14 protein-coding genes are annotated in these 17,818 nt (G+C 66.8%); 2 read left to right on the forward strand and 12 right to left on the reverse strand.

Translation table 11 applies throughout. The features are described 5' to 3' along the window. Window positions 1-49 precede the first annotated feature (49 nt). From AK36_RS10805 to AK36_RS10815, 3 genes are all read right to left on the reverse strand, one after another. On the reverse strand, window positions 50-943 hold the full coding sequence (locus AK36_RS10805) for a glutamate/aspartate ABC transporter substrate-binding protein (protein WP_011883274.1): 894 nt from the start codon (window positions 941-943) through the stop codon (window positions 50-52). A gap of 252 nt (window positions 944-1,195) precedes the next feature. Beyond that, window positions 1,196-2,482 (reverse strand): Glu/Leu/Phe/Val family dehydrogenase, encoded by a 1,287-nt coding sequence (locus AK36_RS10810; RefSeq protein ID WP_011883273.1) that lies wholly within the window; start codon window positions 2,480-2,482, stop codon window positions 1,196-1,198. 602 nt (window positions 2,483-3,084) lie between these two features. After that, a complete protein-coding gene (locus AK36_RS10815) occupies window positions 3,085-4,038 on the reverse strand; it encodes a LysR substrate-binding domain-containing protein (RefSeq protein WP_011883272.1) in 954 nt (317 codons plus the stop codon). A gap of 202 nt (window positions 4,039-4,240) precedes the next feature. Between AK36_RS10815 and purB the strand changes: the two genes are divergently transcribed. Beyond that, window positions 4,241-5,629 (forward strand): adenylosuccinate lyase, encoded by a 1,389-nt coding sequence (gene purB, locus AK36_RS10820; RefSeq protein WP_011883271.1) that lies wholly within the window; start codon window positions 4,241-4,243, stop codon window positions 5,627-5,629. Window positions 5,630-5,738: 109 nt separating this feature from the next. Here purB and AK36_RS10825 read toward each other — a convergent pair whose 3' ends face one another. From AK36_RS10825 to edd, 4 genes are all read right to left on the reverse strand, one after another. Then, entirely contained in the window at window positions 5,739-6,242 is a 504-nt protein-coding gene (locus AK36_RS10825; protein WP_011883270.1) for a gluconokinase, read from the reverse strand. Between the two features lie 13 nt (window positions 6,243-6,255). Beyond that, window positions 6,256-7,617, reverse strand: a complete 1,362-nt coding sequence (locus tag AK36_RS10830) for a GntP family permease (protein WP_045578535.1) — start codon at window positions 7,615-7,617, stop codon at window positions 6,256-6,258. 220 nt (window positions 7,618-7,837) lie between these two features. Then, the gene (gene eda / locus AK36_RS10835) at window positions 7,838-8,464 is read right to left on the reverse strand and encodes a bifunctional 4-hydroxy-2-oxoglutarate aldolase/2-dehydro-3-deoxy-phosphogluconate aldolase (RefSeq protein ID WP_011883268.1); all 627 of its coding nucleotides are present in this window, start codon (window positions 8,462-8,464) and stop codon (window positions 7,838-7,840) included. 19 nt (window positions 8,465-8,483) lie between these two features. Beyond that, window positions 8,484-10,340, reverse strand: a complete 1,857-nt coding sequence (gene edd, locus AK36_RS10840) for a phosphogluconate dehydratase (RefSeq protein WP_014722444.1) — start codon at window positions 10,338-10,340, stop codon at window positions 8,484-8,486. Window positions 10,341-10,635: 295 nt separating this feature from the next. On the opposite strand from edd, the gene AK36_RS10845 reads away from it, so the two are divergent. Continuing rightward, window positions 10,636-11,484, forward strand: coding sequence for a MurR/RpiR family transcriptional regulator (locus tag AK36_RS10845; protein WP_011883266.1), 849 nt, complete (start codon window positions 10,636-10,638; stop codon window positions 11,482-11,484). Between the two features lie 87 nt (window positions 11,485-11,571). Here the strand turns inward: AK36_RS10845 and AK36_RS10850 are convergent, their stop codons facing one another. From AK36_RS10850 to leuS, 5 genes are all read right to left on the reverse strand, one after another. After that, window positions 11,572-11,994: a CopD family protein gene (locus AK36_RS10850; protein WP_014722442.1), complete on the reverse strand. Its 423-nt coding sequence runs from the start codon at window positions 11,992-11,994 to the stop codon at window positions 11,572-11,574. A 17-nt stretch (window positions 11,995-12,011) separates the two neighbouring features. Then, window positions 12,012-13,283, reverse strand: coding sequence for a glutamate-5-semialdehyde dehydrogenase (locus AK36_RS10855; RefSeq protein WP_011883264.1), 1,272 nt, complete (start codon window positions 13,281-13,283; stop codon window positions 12,012-12,014). 138 nt (window positions 13,284-13,421) lie between these two features. Next, the gene (gene holA, locus AK36_RS10860) at window positions 13,422-14,516 is read right to left on the reverse strand and encodes a DNA polymerase III subunit delta (protein ID WP_011883263.1); all 1,095 of its coding nucleotides are present in this window, start codon (window positions 14,514-14,516) and stop codon (window positions 13,422-13,424) included. An 18-nt stretch (window positions 14,517-14,534) separates the two neighbouring features. Then, window positions 14,535-15,089 (reverse strand): LPS-assembly lipoprotein LptE, encoded by a 555-nt coding sequence (locus AK36_RS10865; protein ID WP_014722440.1) that lies wholly within the window; start codon window positions 15,087-15,089, stop codon window positions 14,535-14,537. Window positions 15,090-15,127: 38 nt separating this feature from the next. Further along, window positions 15,128-17,722 (reverse strand): leucine--tRNA ligase, encoded by a 2,595-nt coding sequence (leuS, locus tag AK36_RS10870; protein WP_034194161.1) that lies wholly within the window; start codon window positions 17,720-17,722, stop codon window positions 15,128-15,130. Between the last annotated feature and the right edge of the window lie 96 nt (window positions 17,723-17,818).

Below are 17,818 nucleotides of genomic sequence, written 5' to 3' on the forward strand. Positions count from 1 at the left end.
TGGCCTCTTCCGTTTCAGTAGCGTCATTTCTGCGTCAACGGCGGCGTGGTCAGTCGAGCGCCTTGTCGTTCGGGTTCGCGTACAGCTTCTTCATCGAATCGGACAGCGGGAAGTTCAGGTTCAGCCCCTTCGGCGGGATCGGGTTCTCGAACCACTTCGCGTAGATCTTCGCGGCTTCGCCCGACTTCTCGACTTGCGAGATCGCCTCGTCGACGACCTTCTTGAAGTCCGCATCGCCCTTGCGCATCATGCAGCCGTACGCCTCTTCCGACTGCGGCGTGCCGACGATCACCCATTCGCCCGGCTGCTTCGCCTTCGCGCGCTCGCCTGCGAGCAGCGCGTCGTCCATCATGAACGCGACCGCGCGGCCCGATTCGAGCGTGTTGAACGAGTCGCCGTGGTCCTTCGCGCTGATGATGCTCATGCCGAGCTGCTTGTCGTTGTTCATCTTGCGCAGCAGGCGCTCGGACGTCGTGCCCGCGGTCGTCACGACCGTCTTGCCCTTCAGGTCGGCGAAGTCCTTCACACCGGAATCCTTCTTCGTCATCAGACGCGTGCCGATCACGAAGATCGTGTCGGAGAACGCGGCCTGCTGCTGACGCTCGAGGTTGTTGGTGGTCGAGCCGCACTCGATGTCGACCGTGCCGTTCTGCACGAGCGGGATGCGGTTCTGCGACGTGACCGGGATGTTCTTCACCTGCAGGTTCGGCAGGTTCAGCTTCTTCTTCACGGCATCCACGACCTTCATCTGGAAGTCGCGCGAATAGCCGACGACCTGCTGGTTCTGGTCATAGTAGGAGAACGGAATCGACGATTCGCGGTGGCCCAGCGCGATCACGCCCGTGTCCTTGATCTTCTTCAGCGTGCCGGTCTCCTGTGCATGCGCGCCGCTCGCGAACGCGCACAGCGCCGCGATCATCAGGACTGCCTTCTGGTATTTCATTTTGGTCATCTCCTTGGCTAAAACCCGCGCCAGTGTATCAAAGTAATATTTTTGAAAGTACTGGTTGTTTACCGCACTACGAATCGTCCTGTGCGTCGCCGTCCTCCCGGCTTCGCGCGGCGCTTTGCGCGCCCGAATGCGCACGCGGGCGACGCCGGATTCGGCATCGCCCGCGAGGGTTCATGTACGCAATCGGGTCGATTGCGTCATGTATCGTTCATAGTGGGCCGAGCGACGCTCGGCCACGCACGATCAGGGGTACAGACCGCGCATTTCGCGCGCCATCAGGATGCGCTTGCACGCGACGATGAACGCCGCCGTGCGCACCGACACGTTGTGCTCTTCCGCGACCGCCCACACGCCGGCGAACGCTTCGCGCATCACGCGCTCGAGGCGATGGTTGATCTCGTCTTCGGTCCAGAAGAAGCTCGAGAAATCCTGCACCCACTCGAAGTACGACACGGTCACGCCGCCCGCGTTGGCGATCACGTCGGGGATCACCAGCACGCCGTTCGCGCTCAGGATGTCGTCGGCCGCGGTCGTGGTCGGACCGTTCGCGCCTTCGACGATGATCTTCGTGCGGATCTTCGACGCGTTCTTCTCGGTGATCTGGTTTTCCAGCGCCGCCGGGATCAGGATGTCGGTTTCGACCGTCCAGAACTCGTCGTTCGGCATCGGCTCCGTGCCCTCGAAACCCGCGACGCCGCCCGTGCGCGCCACGTGGTCGAGCAGCTTGTTCGCGTCGAGGCCGGCCGGCTGATAGATCGTGCCCGTGTGATCCTGCACCGCGATCACCTTCGCGCCCGCTTCCTGGAACAGCTTCGCCGCGATGCCGCCGACGTTGCCGAAGCCCTGCACCGCGATGCGCGCGCCTTCGATTTCGAGGCCCTTCTTCTTCGCCGCTTCGCAGCCGACCACGAACACGCCGCGGCCCGTCGCTTCCTTGCGGCCGAGCGAACCGCCGAGCGAGATCGGCTTGCCGGTCACGACGCCGGTCGACGTCTGGCCCTGGTTCATCGAATACGTGTCCATCATCCACGCCATCACCTGTTCGTTGGTGTTGACGTCCGGCGCCGGAATGTCGGTGTTCGGGCCGATGATGATGCCGATCTCGCTGGTGTAGCGGCGCGTCACGCGCTCGAGCTCACCGCGCGACAGCTTGCGCGGGTCGACGCGAATGCCGCCCTTCGCACCGCCGTACGGCACGTTCACGGCCGCGTTCTTCACCGACATCCATGCCGACAGCGCCATCACTTCCGACAGCGTCACGTCCTGGTGGTAGCGCACGCCGCCCTTGCCCGGACCGCGCGACACGTTGTGCTGCACGCGATAGCCTTCGAAGTGCGCGACGGTGCCGTTGTCGAGCTCGATGGGCACGTCGACGATCAGGATGCGCTTCGGACGCTTCAGCGTTTCGAGCCAGCGCGACAGCGAACCGAGGTACGGCGCGACGCGATCGACCTGCTGAAGATAGTTGCCCCACGGGCCGAGATCGTCGGCGTGCAGGTAGGACGGGATGGACTGCAATTGCGAAGACATGGATGCTCCAACGTTCAACGGATTGCGCACATTGTCGAAAAACCCGTTTTTTTTATCCAATGCCGTTTGCTTATTCGATTATGCGTTTCTTGCATGATCGCGATTTTGCGCAAATCCACGGGCGATTTGCGCAAGAACGGCGGCGAACGGGCAGGGATCGGGTGGGGGAAAAATGCGAGGGATCGGGAGCGCGAGGCGGCTTGCGGCGGCCGGCCGGGGGATTGCAAGGGAGCCGTTAGGTGCGGGGGTGGGCGGGCACTTGGGCACTTGGGCACTTGGGCACTTGGGCACTTGGGCACTTGGGCACTTGGGCACTTGGGCACTTGGGCACTTGGGCACTTGGGCGCTTGGGCGCTTGGGCGCTTGGGCGCTTGGGCGCTTGGGCGCTTGGGCGCTTGGGCGCTTGGCGCTTGGCGCTTGGCGCTTGGCGCTTGGCGGTCGGCGGTCGGCGGTCGGCGGTCGGCGGTCGGCGGTCGGCTGTCGGCTGTCGGCTGTCGGCTGTCGGCTGTCGATGGTCGACGATTGCGCGACCGTTGGTCGTCTCGGTCATCCCGGCCGTCAGCCGGCCCCATGTCCGCCGTCAATCGACCGTCAACCAGCCCTCACCCAGCCGTTTCACGCAGCTCGTCGCGCACGACTTCCCACAGCGCCCGAACCAGCTTCTGGCGCGGGTCGTCGCCCTGCAGCGCGAGCTTGTCGCAGTAGAGGCGGATATCCATCGTCAGCGTGAACGGATGCGTGCCGCCGCGCGCCGAGCGGTCGAGGCGGATCAGGCTGCCGCTCGCGATCGCGTCCTCGACCGCGCTGTGCGGCAGGAACGCGACGCCGTGGCCCGCGAGCGCCATCGCCTTCAGCCCTTCGGCCATGTCGGTTTCGTACACGCGATCGAGGAACAGCGGCGTCGGCGCATTCGCCACGATCACTTCGGTCATCCGGCCGAGATACGCGTTCGGCGTATACGACAGGTACGGCACGCGCGCCTCGGCGGTGCCCGGCAGCGTGTAGCGCGGCCGGCCCGCGCGCGCCGGCGCGGAAAACGCGCTGATCGGCTCGCTGCCGAGCACCAGCATGTCGTAGCGCGCCGGATCGAGCGCGACCGGGTGGCTCGGATGGTGATAGCCCATCACGAGATCGCAGCCGCCTTCGACGAGCGACAGCACCGCGTCGTGCACGTTCAGCGCGCGCAACCGCGTGTGGACCTGCCCCATCTTCGCCTCGATCCGCTGCAGCCAGCGCGGGAAATACGTGAGCGACAGCGTGTGCGGCACCGCGAACTCGATCGTCGGCACCGGCGCGCCGACGTGACCGCGCAGCAGCGTGCGCGCCTCGTGCGCCTGCGACAGCATCGTCAGCGCCTGTTCGTAGAAGATCTGGCCGGCTTGCGTGAGCCGCGTCGGATAGACCGAGCGGTCGATCAGCTCGGTCGCGAGCCACGCCTCGAGCGCCTGGATGCGTCGCGAGAAAGCCGGCTGCGACACGTGGCGCAACTCGGCCGACCGGCTAAAGCTGCGCGTTTCCGCGAGCGAAACGAAGTCTTCGAGCCATTTCAGTTCCATGCGGATCGGGCGCGGCGGGCGGCGGGTCGGGGAGAAGCGAGCATTCTACCGGCCGCCGGCCGCACTCGGCCGCAGTCGGTCGCACGCGGCCGGACGCCGCCACGCTCGGCCCGACCGGTTCGGCCGGCCCCGGCCCGCGCCGATGGTAAAATGCCGGATTCTCCTCCCCTCGTTCGCCCGGCCCCCGAGGCCCCGCCCGACCATGTCCGACACTCGTCCCGATACGCTTTTCGCCCTCACCGCGCTCTCGCCCATCGACGGCCGCTACGCCAGCAAGACCGAAGCGCTGCGCGACTGGCTCTCCGAAGCCGCGTTCATGCGCCACCGCGTCACCGTCGAGGTGCACTGGCTGATCGCGCTGTCGCGCGCCGGCTTCGCCGAAATCCCGCGCTTCTCCGACGCGTCCGAGCAATTCCTGCTGCAGCTCGCCGAGCGCTTCACCGCGCACGACGCCGCCCGCATCAAGGACATCGAGCGCGTGACGAACCACGACGTGAAGGCCGTCGAATACTGGCTGAAGGAATCGGTGAAGGGCCAGGCCGAGCTCGAGAAGGCGAGCGAGTTCATCCACTTCGCCTGCACGTCCGAGGACATCAACAACACGTCGCACGGGATGATGCTCGCCGGCGCGCGCGAGCACGTGATCGTGCCGGCGCTGCGCACCGTCCACCAGCGTCTCGTCGCGCTCGCGCACGCCCTAGCCGATCAGCCGATGCTGTCGCGCACGCACGGCCAGCCGGCCAGCCCGACGACGCTCGGCAAGGAACTCGCGAACGTCGCCGCCCGTCTGGGCCGCGCGATCGCACGCATCGAAAAGGTCGAGATCCTCGGCAAGATGAACGGCGCGGTCGGCAACTTCAACGCGCATCTGTCCGCGTATCCGGAATTCGACTGGGAAGCGTTCTCGCGCGACGTGATCGAAAACCGCCTGAAGCTCACCTTCAACCCGTACACGATCCAGATCGAGCCGCACGACTACATGGCCGAGCTGTTCGACGCGGTCGCGCGCGCCAACACGATCCTGCTCGACCTCGACCGCGACGTGTGGGGCTACATCTCGGTCGGCTACTTCAAGCAGAAGACGAAGGCCGGCGAGATCGGCTCGTCGACGATGCCGCACAAGGTCAACCCGATCGACTTCGAGAACTCGGAAGGCAACCTCGGCCTTGCGAACGCGACGCTGCGCCACCTCGCCGACAAGCTGCCGGTGTCGCGCTGGCAGCGCGACCTGACCGACTCGACGGTGCTGCGCAACATGGGCGTCGCGCTCGGCTACTCGCTGCTCGCGTACGACTCGCTGATCCGCGGCCTCGACAAGCTCGAAGTGAACCCGCAGCGCCTGCACGACGACCTCGACAACTGCTGGGAAGTGCTCGCGGAGCCGGTGCAGACGGTGATGCGCCGCTACGGCATCGAGAATCCGTACGAGCAGCTGAAGGAGCTCACGCGCGGCAAGGGCATCACGCGCGAAGCGCTGCAGGAATTCGTCGCCACGCTCGCGATCCCGCAGGACGCGAAGGACCGCCTGCTCGCGATGACGCCCGCGTCGTACATCGGCAAGGCCGTCGAGCTCGCGAAGCGGATCGCATAAGCACGACCGTCGGCCGACGCAAAAAAGCCCGATGCGAACTGCTTCGCATCGGGCTTTTTGCTTTTCAGACGGTCGGAACGGAATCGTCCGTCCCGGCTCGAGCAGCAGCTCAGTGCTGCTGCGCGAGGCCGATCTTCACCATCACTTCGTCGACGATCTGTTCGGGCGTCAATTCGATGCTGACCTCGATCGCTTCGTCCGCGCCCGGTTCCTCGAGCGTCTCGAGCTGGCTCTTCAGCAGCGACGGATCGAAGAAGTGGCCGGTGCGCGTCTTCAGGCGCTCGCGCAACACGTCGAACGAGCCCTTCAGATACACGAACCGCACGTCGGCGTCGGTGCCGCGCAGCACGTCGCGATACGAGCGCTTCAGCGACGAGCACGTGAACACGGCCGTCTCGCCCGCGCGCTGCTTTTCCTCGATGGCCGCCCGAATGGCGCGCAGCCACGGCCAACGGTCGTCGTCGGTCAGCGGAATGCCGTGGTGCATCTTTTCCTTGTTGGCGGCGCTGTGAAACGCGTCGCCGTCGGTATAGCTGCACGACAGGCGTTCCGCCAGCATTTCGCCGATTCGCGACTTGCCCGCGCCCGACACGCCCATTGCGATCAGAATCATTGACTACCCCTTGTTACAGAACCATGCTGAGCGCCAGCGTGAAGCCCAGGCCAAGCACGGAGATGATGGTTTCGAGCAACGACCAGGTCTTGAACGTCTGACCGACCGTCATCCCGAAGTATTCCTTGATCAGCCAGAAGCCGCCGTCGTTCACGTGCGAGAAGATCAGCGAGCCCGAGCCCGTCGCGAGCACCAGCAGCTCCGGGCTGACCGTCGTGCCGGCCGCCGCGGCGATCGGCGCGACGATGCCGCAGGCCGTCGTCATCGCGACGGTTGCCGAACCCGTCGCGAGACGCATCAGCGCCGCGACGAACCAGCCGAGCAGCAGCGGCGACAGATGCGCGTGCTTCGCCGTCTCGACGATCTGCTGCGAGATACCGCTGTCGCGCAGCACGCCGCCGAAGCCGCCGCCCGCGCCGACGATCAGCGTGATGCCGGCGATCGGCGCGAGACACTCGCTGCAGAACTTCTGGATCTGGTCGCGGTTGAAGCCCTGCAGCTTGCCGAACGTGAAGAAGCTCACCAGCACGGCGATCAGCAGCGCGACGTCGGAGTTGCCGGCAAAGCGCAGCAGGTTGTTCGGCAGCGACTTCGGCGCGAACACGAGACCGGCCCAGCTGCCGACGAGCATCAGCACCACGGGCAGCAGGATCGTGAACAGCGTGAGGCCGAAGCCCGGCAGCTCGCGATTGTCGCCATCGGCGCGCGTATCGACGAACTGCGCGGCCAGCGGATTGTTGTCCGGCAGCTTCACGAACTTCGAGATCGTCAGCGCGAACAGCGGACCGGCGATGATCGCGGTCGGCACGCCGACGATCAAGCCGAACGCGATCGTCTTGCCGATGTCGGCGCCGTATTGCTGAACGGCCAGCAGCGCGGCCGGGTGCGGCGGGATCAGCCCGTGCACGACCGACAGGCCGGCCACCATCGGCAGCCCGACGACCAGCAGCGACTTGCCGGTACGCTTCGCGACGTTGAACGCGATCGGAATCAGCAGCACGAAGCCGACTTCGAAGAACACCGGCAGGCCGACGATGATCGCGACGAACATCATCGCCCAGTGAATGTTCTTTTCACCGAACCAGTCGATCAGCGTGGTCGCGATCCGTTCGGCGCCGCCCGATTCGGCCATCATCTTGCCGAGCATCGTGCCGAGACCGACGACGATCGCAATGTGGCCGAGCGTGCCGCCCGTGCCCGTTTCGAACGACTTGACGATCTTGTCCATCGGCATCCCGACGGCGAGACCGAGGCCCAGCGAAACGATGATCAGCACCAGGAACGGGTAGATCTTGAAGCGCGCGATCATCAGGATCAACGCGGCAATCGCGATCAGCGTGAAAACGAGCAGCATGCTGCCTTGGACAGCCCCCATGTGGCACTCCTCCTAGGATTGTTCGAAACCGGGCGAGTGGTTGCGAGTATGCCCGGCTATGCAGGTCTCCGAAACACCGGGGTACCCCCCCGGTCAGGACGCTGAATTTTACTTATCTTTGCGGCCCGCGGATAGAACCGGTTCCATCAGCAAAAACCCTCGGAAAAACAAGCACTAAGCGCCCGTTTCCCGAGGGTTCGGATGTCATTGCGTACAAGCATCAACGCGGCAGCTGGCTCGCGGCTTGCGCGAGACGCGTGACTTCGGCCCAGTCCTGCGCGGCGAGCGCGGCCTTCGGCGTGAGCCACGAGCCGCCGACGCACACGACGTTCGGCAGCTTCAGGAAGTTCGGCGCGGTTTCGACCGTGATGCCGCCGGTCGGGCAGAACTTCAGCGCCGGGAACGGGCCGTGGAACGCCTGCAGCATCGGCACGCCGCCGGCCTGCTGCGCGGGGAAGAACTTCACGGTCTCGTAGCCGAATTCGAGCGCCTGGATGATGTCGCTCGGCGTCATCACGCCCGGCAGCAGCGGCAGGCCGGCGTCGAGCGACGCGAGGTGCAGGTCCTTCGTCAGGCCCGGCGACACGCCGAACTTCGCGCCCGCGCGCTTCGCCTGCGCGCAGTGCTCGGGCTTCGTGATGGTGCCGACGCCGACGACGATGTCGTCCGCCAGCTGGCTCGCGCGCTGGATCGCCTCGATGCCGGCCGGCGTGCGCAGCGTGATTTCGAGCACCTTGACGCCGCCCGCGTGCAACGCGCGCGACACGTGTTCGCCCTGCTCGACCGAGTCGAATGCGAGCACCGGAATCACCGGGCCCAGCTTCACGATTTCAGCAATCGTCTTCATTGATGGAGCTCCTTGAAATTCATGCAGCGACGTGTGCGGCGGTTTCGCCGACCAGCGTCCCGAAAACCGATGCGCCCTGCTCGGCCGGCGCGGCCGCCGCGCGGAACACGCCGAACAGTTCGCGCCCGAAACCCGTTTCGTTGTCGGCCTGGTGCAGCGGCTGCGCCACCGGGCGCACTTGCCATTCGGCGTCGTCGATCTCGATGTCGAGGACGCCGGCTTCCGCGTCGATCACGAGCGTGTCGCCCGTCTTCACCTTGCCGAGCGGGCCGGCGAGCAGCGCTTCCGGCGACACGTGAATCACCGCCGGCACCTTGCCCGACGCCCCCGACATGCGGCCGTCGGTGACGAGCGCGACATGGAAGCCCTGATCCTGCAGCACGCCGAGCAGCGGCGTCAAACGATGCAGCTCGGGCATCCCGTTCGCACGCGCGCCCTGGAACCGCACGACGGCGACGAAATCGCGCTTGAGCTCGCCGCGATCGAACGCCGCCTGCACGGCCTCCTGCGAATCGAACACGATCGCGGGCGCCTTCACCTTGCGATGCTCGGGCGCGACCGCCGAAATCTTGATCACGCCGCGGCCGAGCCGGCCCTGCATCAGGCGCAGGCCGCCGTCCGGCTGGAACGGCTCGCGAATGCTGCGCAGCACCTTCGTGTCGTGGCTCTCGGCGGTGCCGTCGACCCACGTCAGCTTGCCGTCGATCAGCTTCGGCTCCTGCGTGTAGTGCGACAGGCCCTTGCCGGCGACCGTCGTCACGTCTTCGTGCAGCAGACCGCCTTCGAGCAGGTTGCGCACCAGGAACGCGACGCCGCCGGCCGCGTGGAAATGGTTTACGTCGGCCTTGCCGTTCGGATAGATCTTCGCGAGCAGCGGCACGACCGCCGACAGCTCGTCGAAATCGTTCCAGTCGATCAGGATGCCGGCCGCGCGCGCGATCGCGACGAGGTGCAGCGTGTGGTTGGTCGAGCCGCCGGTCGCGAGCAGCGCGACGATCCCGTTGACGATCGCCTTCTCGTCGATCACGTGGCCGATCGGCGTGTACTGGCCGCGCTCGACCGTCAGGTCGAGCACGCGGCGCGCGGCCTGCGCGGTCAGCGCGTCGCGCAGCGGCGTGTGCGGGTGAACGAAGGCCGAGCCCGGCAGGTGCAGGCCCATCAGCTCCATCAGCATCTGGTTGCTGTTCGCGGTGCCGTAGAACGTGCAGGTGCCGTGACCGTGATACGCGGCCGACTCGGCTTCGAGCAGCGCGTCGCGGCCGACCTGGCCGGTCGCGAACTGCTGGCGGATCTTCGCCTTGTCGTCGTTCGACAGGCCGCTCGTCATCGGGCCGGCCGGCACGAAGATGGTCGGCAGGTGGCCGAACTGCAGCGCGCCGATCAGCAGGCCCGGCACGATCTTGTCGCAGATGCCGAGACACAGCGCGGCATCGAACATGTTGTGCGTCAGCGCGATCGCGGTGCCCATCGCGATCGCCTCGCGCGAGAACAGCGACAGTTCCATCCCGGCGTTGCCCTGCGTGATGCCGTCGCACATCGCCGGCACGCCGCCCGCGAATTGCGCGACGCCGCCGTTCTCGCGCGCGGCGGCCTTGATGATGTCGGGGAAATCCTTGTACGGCGCGTGCGCGGACAGCATCTCGTTGTACGAGGACACGATGCCGATGTTGGGCTCGCGGATCGCCTTGATCTGGAACTTGTCGCTGCCTTCGAGACCGGCGAAGCCGTGCGCGAGGTTCGCGCACGACAGCGCGCCGCGCGCCGGGAACTTGCCTTGCGCGCGGTCGATGCGCTGCAGATAGGCCGAACGGGTCGATTGGCTGCGGGCGATCACGCGATCGGTGACTTTCGCCAGGGTGGGATGCAGCGACGTCATGCTGGGCGCTCCTGTATGCCGGACGACACCGGCGGTTGGAATCGTGGGGACGATCGAGTTGCGTCGAACGAACGAAGGAAGTCTAGTAGAAAAACTACACACATGCAATGCACATGATCCTGCTCGCAACCGCCATTCCCAATACCAGCAAGGCATTACTCAGTGAAAACCCTAATTCGCCCCGACCATTGACCCACAAAGGCATGCCAGATGCGCTAGCATTTTCATGTAGATTTTCTACAATTCGATTGCGATACACTCCGTCATCCGAACCCGATTCCCTTTCCGCCGTCCCATGCTGCCTCGCATCGAAGCGATCCGCCCCGAGTTGCGCCCGTCCGAGCGCAAGCTCGCCGACTACATCCTCGCCGCGCCGCGCGAGGTGCTCGACCTCGCGATGACCGAGCTGTCGACCCGCGCGGGCGTCAGCCAGCCGACCATTGCGCGCTTCTGTCAGGCGCTCGGCTGCAGCGGCTTTCGCGAATTCAAGATCCGGCTCGCGCAGAGCGTCGCGCCCGGCGTGTCGTCGGTGTACCGCGACGTCGAGCCCGACGAGCCCGCGCCCGGCATCATCGGCAAGGTGTTCGACCGCACGATCGGCGCGCTGATCGAAGTACGCAACAGCCTGTCGGCCGGCAGCGTCGCCGACGCGATCGCGCTGCTGTCGCACGCGTCGCGCATCGAGTTCTACGGCGCGGGCGGCTCGGGCATCGCCGCGCAGGACATCCAGCACAAATTCTTCCGGCTCGGCGTGCCGAGCGTCGCGTATTCCGACCCGCATACGTTCTCGATGTCGTCGGCGCTGCTCGGGCCGCACGACGTCGTGGTCGCGATCTCGAACACCGGCCGCACGCGCGACATCGTCGACGCCGCGCGCTCGGCGCTCGCGTGCGGCGCTAAGGTCGTCGCGATCACGCAGAGCCATTCGCCGCTCGCGAAGCTGGCGACGGTGAGCCTCGCGTCGAACGTCGCCGAGGAAACCGACGTGTTCTCGCCGATGACGTCGCGCATGTCGCATCTCGCGATCGGCGACATCCTGGCGGTCGGCGTCGCGCTGTCGCGCGGGCCGGCGCTGATGGAGCGCGTCGGCCGCGCGAAGGAGGCGATCACGCGCCGCCGGATCGACGATCCGGCAAAGGACTAGCGCGCGACGCCACAGCAAAAACGGCGCCCCATCGGAGCGCCGTTGCAGGTCGATAGCCGCGGTTGGCCCGCGGCGCGTGCCGCTCGCTCAGAACGGCTTGATCACGACCAGCGCGACCGCGATCAGCATGCCGAGCACCGGCAGCTCGTTGAACACGCGATACCACTTGTCGGTGCGGCGGTTCTCGCCGCGCTCGAACACCTTCAGCAGATGCCCGCAATACGCGTGGTAGATCACGAGCAGCAGCACCACCGTGACCTTCGCATGAATCCACCCCTGCCCCTGGCCGATGCCGATCACGAGCCAGAGCCACAGCCCGCAAGCGAGCGCCGGCACGGCGATCAGCGTCATGAAGCGGAACAGCTTGCGCGCCATCAGCAGCAGGCGCCGCACCGCGGCCGGATCGGTTTCCATGGCCAGGTTCACGTAGATGCGCGGCAGGTAGAACAAGCCGGCGAACCACGCGGCGATCAGTACGATATGGAAGGTCTTGACCCAGAGCATTGCCATCGGTTGTGCGCCTCGCGTTACTGACGGCCTTCGCCGTGCCCGAGCACGACGTACTTCAGCGACGTCAGCCCTTCCAGGCCGACGGGGCCGCGTGCGTGCAGCTTGTCGTTCGAAATGCCGATTTCCGCGCCGAGGCCGAACTCGAAGCCGTCGGCGAAGCGGGTCGACGCGTTCACCATCACGCTCGCCGAATCGACTTCGCGCAGGAAGCGCATCGCGCGATCGTGATCCTCGGTGACGATCGCATCGGTGTGGTGCGACCCATAGTGATTGATGTGCTCGATCGCCGCGTCGAGCCCGTCGACGACCTTGATCGCGAGCACCGGCGCCAGATATTCGGTGTGCCAGTCCGCGTCGGTCGCGTCGACCAGCGGACCGACGCCCGCATCGGCGAGCACCGCGCGCGCGGCCGCATCGACGCGCAGCTCGACCTGCTTGTCGCGATACAGCTTGCCGAGCGGCGGCAGCAGCGCGGCCGCGATGCCGCTCGACACGAGCAGCGTCTCCATCGTGTTGCAGGTGCCGTAGCGGTGCGTCTTCGCGTTGTCGCACACGGTGAGCGCCTTCGCGAGATCGGCGCGATCGTCGACATACACGTGGCAGATGCCGTCGAGGTGCTTGATCATCGGCACGCGCGCCTCGTTGATCAGGCGCTCGATCAGGCTCTTGCCGCCGCGCGGCACGATCACGTCGACGTATTCGGTCATCGTGATCAGCTTGCCGACCGCCGCGCGATCGGCGGTGGCGACCACCTGCACCGCGTCCTGCGGCAGCCCGGCCGCCTCGAGCCCCTCGCCGATCAGCTTCGCGAGCGCCGCGTTCGATTCGAGCGCCTCGGAGCCGCCGCGCAGGATCGTCGCGTTGCCCGACTTCAGGCACAGTGCGGCCGCGTCGATCGTCACGTTCGGCCGCGACTCGTAGATGATCCCGATCACGCCGAGCGGCACGCGCATCTGGCCGACCTGGATCCCGCTCGGGCGGTACTTCAGATTGCTGATCTCGCCGATCGGATCGGCGAGCGACGCGACCTGGCGCAGCCCTTCGACCATCGTCTTCAATGCCTTGTCGGACAGCGTCAGGCGGTCGATGAACGCCGCGTCGAGCCCCTTGTCGCGGGCACGCGCGACGTCGCGCGCGTTCGCTTCCTTCAGCGCCGAGGCGTCGCGCTCGATCGCGCGCGCGACGGCGTCGAGCGCCGCGTTCTTCGCGGCCGTGCTGGCGCGCGCCATCGCGCGCGACGCGTGCCGGGCCCGGCGGCCCAGGTCCGTCATGTATTGGTCGATATCCATCGTGTGACTCGAGAAACGAGCCGCTTCGCGCGGCGTGAATTCGGGGGAAAGCGTCGGCGCGCGGACAACGCGGGCCGCGCGGCCTGTCGGAGCATTGTAAGCGGGTTGCAGAACGGACGCTGAGCGCGCCGGGCGGGCTTAACGCCGCACGCGACCCGCGGTCGGCGGTCGCTCGCCGCGCTCGCCCGCGACCGTCATCGCGAGCTGGAACAGGCCGTCCCACGGGTCGGGCGGCGGATCGTCGTGCGTGCGGCGGCCGGGCGTGACGGCCGACAGCCCCTTCACCTGCCGGTCGAGCTTCGCGGCGAACGCGAGCGCCTTCTCGAGCATGGCTTCCGACACGCGGTTCAGCGCCGGGGCGATCAGCCGCTCGCGCGGCCCCCACACTCGGTTCTCGCGCAGCAGCGTCGCGAGCGGCTTGCCGGCGCTCGCGCCGCGCTTGATCCGCAACAGCGTGCGCAGTTCCTCGACGACGGCCCACATCACCAGCACGATCGCCTCGCCCTCGCCTTTCAAGCCGTCGATCATCCGCGCGAGCCGCGCGGCATCGCCGGCGAGCATCGCCTCGTTCAGCTTGAACACGTCGTAGCGCGCGACGTTCAGCACCGCGTCGTGCACCTGCTCGAACGCCAGCACGCCTTGCGGATACAGCAGCCCGAGCTTCTGGATTTCCTGATGCGCGGCGAGCAGGTTGCCCTCGACGCGCTCCGCGATGAACTGCAGCGCGCGGCGGCCGTCTTCGCCGGGCGCGACGCGCTGGCCCTGCATCGACAGGCGCTGGCCGATCCAGTTCGGCAGCTGCGCACGGTCGACCGGATCGATCTTCAGCGCGACGCCGCCATTCTGCAGCGCGGTGAACCAGGCGGATTTCTGCGTGGCCGCGTCGAGGCGCGGCAGCGTGACGAGCATCAGCGCGTCCGGATTGGGCGTCGCCGCGAGCGTCTTCAGCGCGTCGGCGCCTTCCTTGCCCGGCTTGCCCGACGGAATGCGCAGCTCGATCAGCTGGCGCTCGCCGAACAGCGACATCGCCTGGGTCGCGCCGAGCAGCACGCTCCAGTCAAAGCCGCGCTCGACCGTATGCACCGAGCGCTCGGTGAAGCCGGCCGCGCGCGCGGCCGCACGAATGCGGTCGCACGCTTCCTGCGCGAGCAGCGGCTCGTCGCCGTAGACGGTGTAGAGTCCGGCCATCCCCTTCGCGAGGTGCGGCTCCAGCGCATCAAGTCGCAATTGCATCGGTGCGTGCGCGGCAGATCAGAGCGGCGGCGGCGGCAGCGGCGCGCGCGGCGCCACGCCCGGCACCACGTCTTCCGGCGCCGGCGTCAGCGAGTGGACGATCGCGAGACGCCGCATCAGCTGGTCGACCGCATCGTTCTGCATGTCGGCGTATAGGATGTCGGCTTCCTGGGCCTTCGCGTTCGTGTACTGATCGCTGTACGTCATCGCGCGGTTCAGCGCGATCGCGCTCGGCGGGATCAGCACGGTGCCGTCCTTGCTCGTCAGCGTGTAGTTCAGCGTGTAGAACAGCGCGTACTCCTGCGCCGAGCCGTACTTGTTCAGCGTCAGCGTGTTCTGGCCGCGCGACTCCCACATGCTCAGCACCGCGTCGGCGTCGTCCGGCGACTTGACGATCTTCGTGTCGCTGCCGGCCTCGACGAGGCGCACCAGGCGCGCCTGCACCGGCGCCGGCGCGCCGGCGATCAGCAGGTGCTTGAACGCGTAGTTCTGCTGGCCGCGCAACTGGAAACCGCATGCCGACAGCGCGAGCGCGCTGCCGGCGGCGAGCATCAAAAACGATCTGCGGATCACCTTCGCTCCTTCTGTGTGCACCCGACGGCCGGCGGCCGTCAGACGACGATGTTCACGAGCCGGCCCGGCACGACGACGATCTTCTTCGCCGGCTTGCCGTCGCTGAACTTCGCGAATGCTTCGTCGGCCACCGCCGCGGCTTCGATCGCTTCGCGCGTCGCATCCTTCGCGACCTTCAGCGCGCCGCGCACCTTGCCGTTCACCTGCAGCACGAGTTCGATCTCGGCCTGCTCGAGCGCGGCCTCGTCGACCTTCGGCCACGGTGCGTCGAGCAGCGGGCCGAATTCGTCCGCGTAGCCGAGCGCCTTCCACAGTTCGAACGTGACGTGCGGCACGACCGGGTACAGCACGCGCAGCAGCACGCCGTACGTCTCGCGCAGCACGCCGGGCGTCGCGCCCTTCGCGCCGTCGATCGCGTTCAGCATCTTCATCGCCGCCGACACGACCGTGTTGTACTGCAGGCGCTGGTAGTCGAAGTCGGCCTGCTTCAGCACGCTGTAGATTTCGCGGCGCAGCGCCTTGTCGGCGTCGCCGAGCGACGCTGCGTCGAAGCCCGCGCGCGCGGCGAGCGCCTCGCGGTTGCCGGCGCCGAAGCTCCACACGCGGCGCAGGAAGCGGCTCGCGCCCTCGACGCCCGCACCCGACCACTCGAGCTGCTGCTCGGGCGGCGCGGCGAACATCGTAAAGAGGCGCGCGGTGTCGGCGCCGTACTGGTCGATCAGCACCTGCGGATCGACGCCGTTGTTCTTCGACTTCGACATCTTCTCGATGCCGCCGAGCACCACCGGCTGGCCGTCGGCGTTCAGCGTGGCGCCCACCGGGCGGCCCTTGTCGTCGTGCGTGACCGTCACGTCGGCCGGGTTGTACCAGGTCTTCTTGCCGGTCGCGTCTTCGCGATAGTACGTCTCGTTGAGCACCATCCCCTGCGTGAGCAGGTTCTTGGCCGGCTCGCCGAACTTCACGAGGCCGAGGTCGCGCATCACCTTGGTCCAGAAGCGCGAATACAGCAGGTGCAGGATCGCGTGTTCGATGCCGCCGATGTACTGATCCATCGGCATCCAGTAATCGGTGCGCGCGTCGACCATCGTGTCGGCGTCCGGCGCGGTGTAGCGCGAGAAGTACCACGACGAATCGACGAAGGTGTCCATCGTGTCGGTTTCGCGCTTCGCGGCCGCGCCGCACTTCGGGCACGTGCAGTTCAGGAACGCCTCGGACTTCGCGAGCGGGTTGCCCGTGCCGTCCGGCACGAGGTCTTCCGGCAGCACGACCGGCAGATCCTGCTCGGGCACCGGCACGTCGCCGCACGACGGGCAGTGGATGATCGGAATCGGCGTGCCCCAGTAGCGCTGGCGCGACACGCCCCAGTCGCGCAGGCGCCAGGTCACCTGCTTGTCGCCGAAGCCGCCGGCCTTCAGGTCGGCCGCGACCGCGTCGACTGCTTCCGTGTAGCGCAGGCCGTCGTACTTGCCGCTGTTCACGCAGACCGCGGCGTCCTTGTCGCCGTACCACTCCTGCCATGCGTCCAGCGAGTACGTCTGCCCTTCGGCGGCGATCACCTGCTTGATCGGCAGCCCGTATTTCTTCGCGAACGCGAAATCGCGCTCGTCGTGGCCCGGCACGCCCATCACCGCGCCTTCGCCATAGCTCATCAGCACGTAGTTGCCGATCCAGACCTCGACCGCCTCGCCGGTCAGCGGGTGCGTGACCGAGAAGCCCGTCGCGATGCCCTTCTTCTCCATCGTCGCGACGTCGGCTTCGGCGACGCCGCCGCGCTTGCATTCGTCGATGAACGCCTGCAGCTCGGGCTTGCCCTGCGCGAGGCGCGTCGCGAGCGGATGCTCGGCCGCGATCGCGCAGAACGTGACGCCCATGATCGTGTCGGCGCGCGTCGTGAACACGCGCAGCAGCGCCTTCTCGCCGTCGAGCTCGTACGGGAACCCGAAGTTCACGCCGAAGCTCTTGCCGATCCAGTTCTGCTGCATGATCTTCACGCGCTCGGGCCAGCCGAGGCCGTCGAGATCGTTCAGCAGCTCATCCGCGTATTGCGTGATGCGCAGGTAGTACATCGGGATTTCGCGCTTCTCGACGAGCGCGCCCGAGCGCCAGCCGCGGCCGTCGATCACTTGCTCGTTCGCGAGCACGGTCTGGTCGACCGGGTCCCAGTTCACGGTGCCCGTCTTCTTGTACGCGATGCCCTTCTCGAGCATCTTCAGGAACAGCCACTGGTTCCACTTGTAGTAGTCGGGCTTGCACGTCGCGATCTCGCGCGACCAGTCGATCGCGAGGCCCATCGACTGCATCTGCCCCTTCATGTAGTCGATGTTGTCGTAGGTCCACTTCGCGGGCGGCACGCCGTTGGCCATCGCGGCGTTCTCGGCCGGCATCCCGAACGCGTCCCAGCCCATCGGCATCAGCGTGTTGTAGCCGTTCATCCGCAGATAGCGGTACATCACGTCGTTGATCGTGTAGTTGCGCACGTGACCCATGTGCAGCTTGCCGGACGGATACGGCAGCATCGACACGCAGTAGAACTTCGGCTTCTGCGAATCTTCCTTCGTCTTGTAGGCATCGGCTGCGCGCCAGTCGCCCTGGGCGGCGGCTTCGACGTCGGCGGGTACGTATCTCTCGTGCATGGTGTGGTTCGGACTAGGCTTTAAGCGGCGCGCGATTCAGGCGGGCACGCGGAAGTGGACGAAATCGGGCAGCCCGGCGGCGGCGGCAGGCACACG

The sequence above is a fragment of the Burkholderia vietnamiensis LMG 10929 genome, from assembly GCF_000959445.1.
Taxonomy (GTDB): domain Bacteria; phylum Pseudomonadota; class Gammaproteobacteria; order Burkholderiales; family Burkholderiaceae; genus Burkholderia; species Burkholderia vietnamiensis.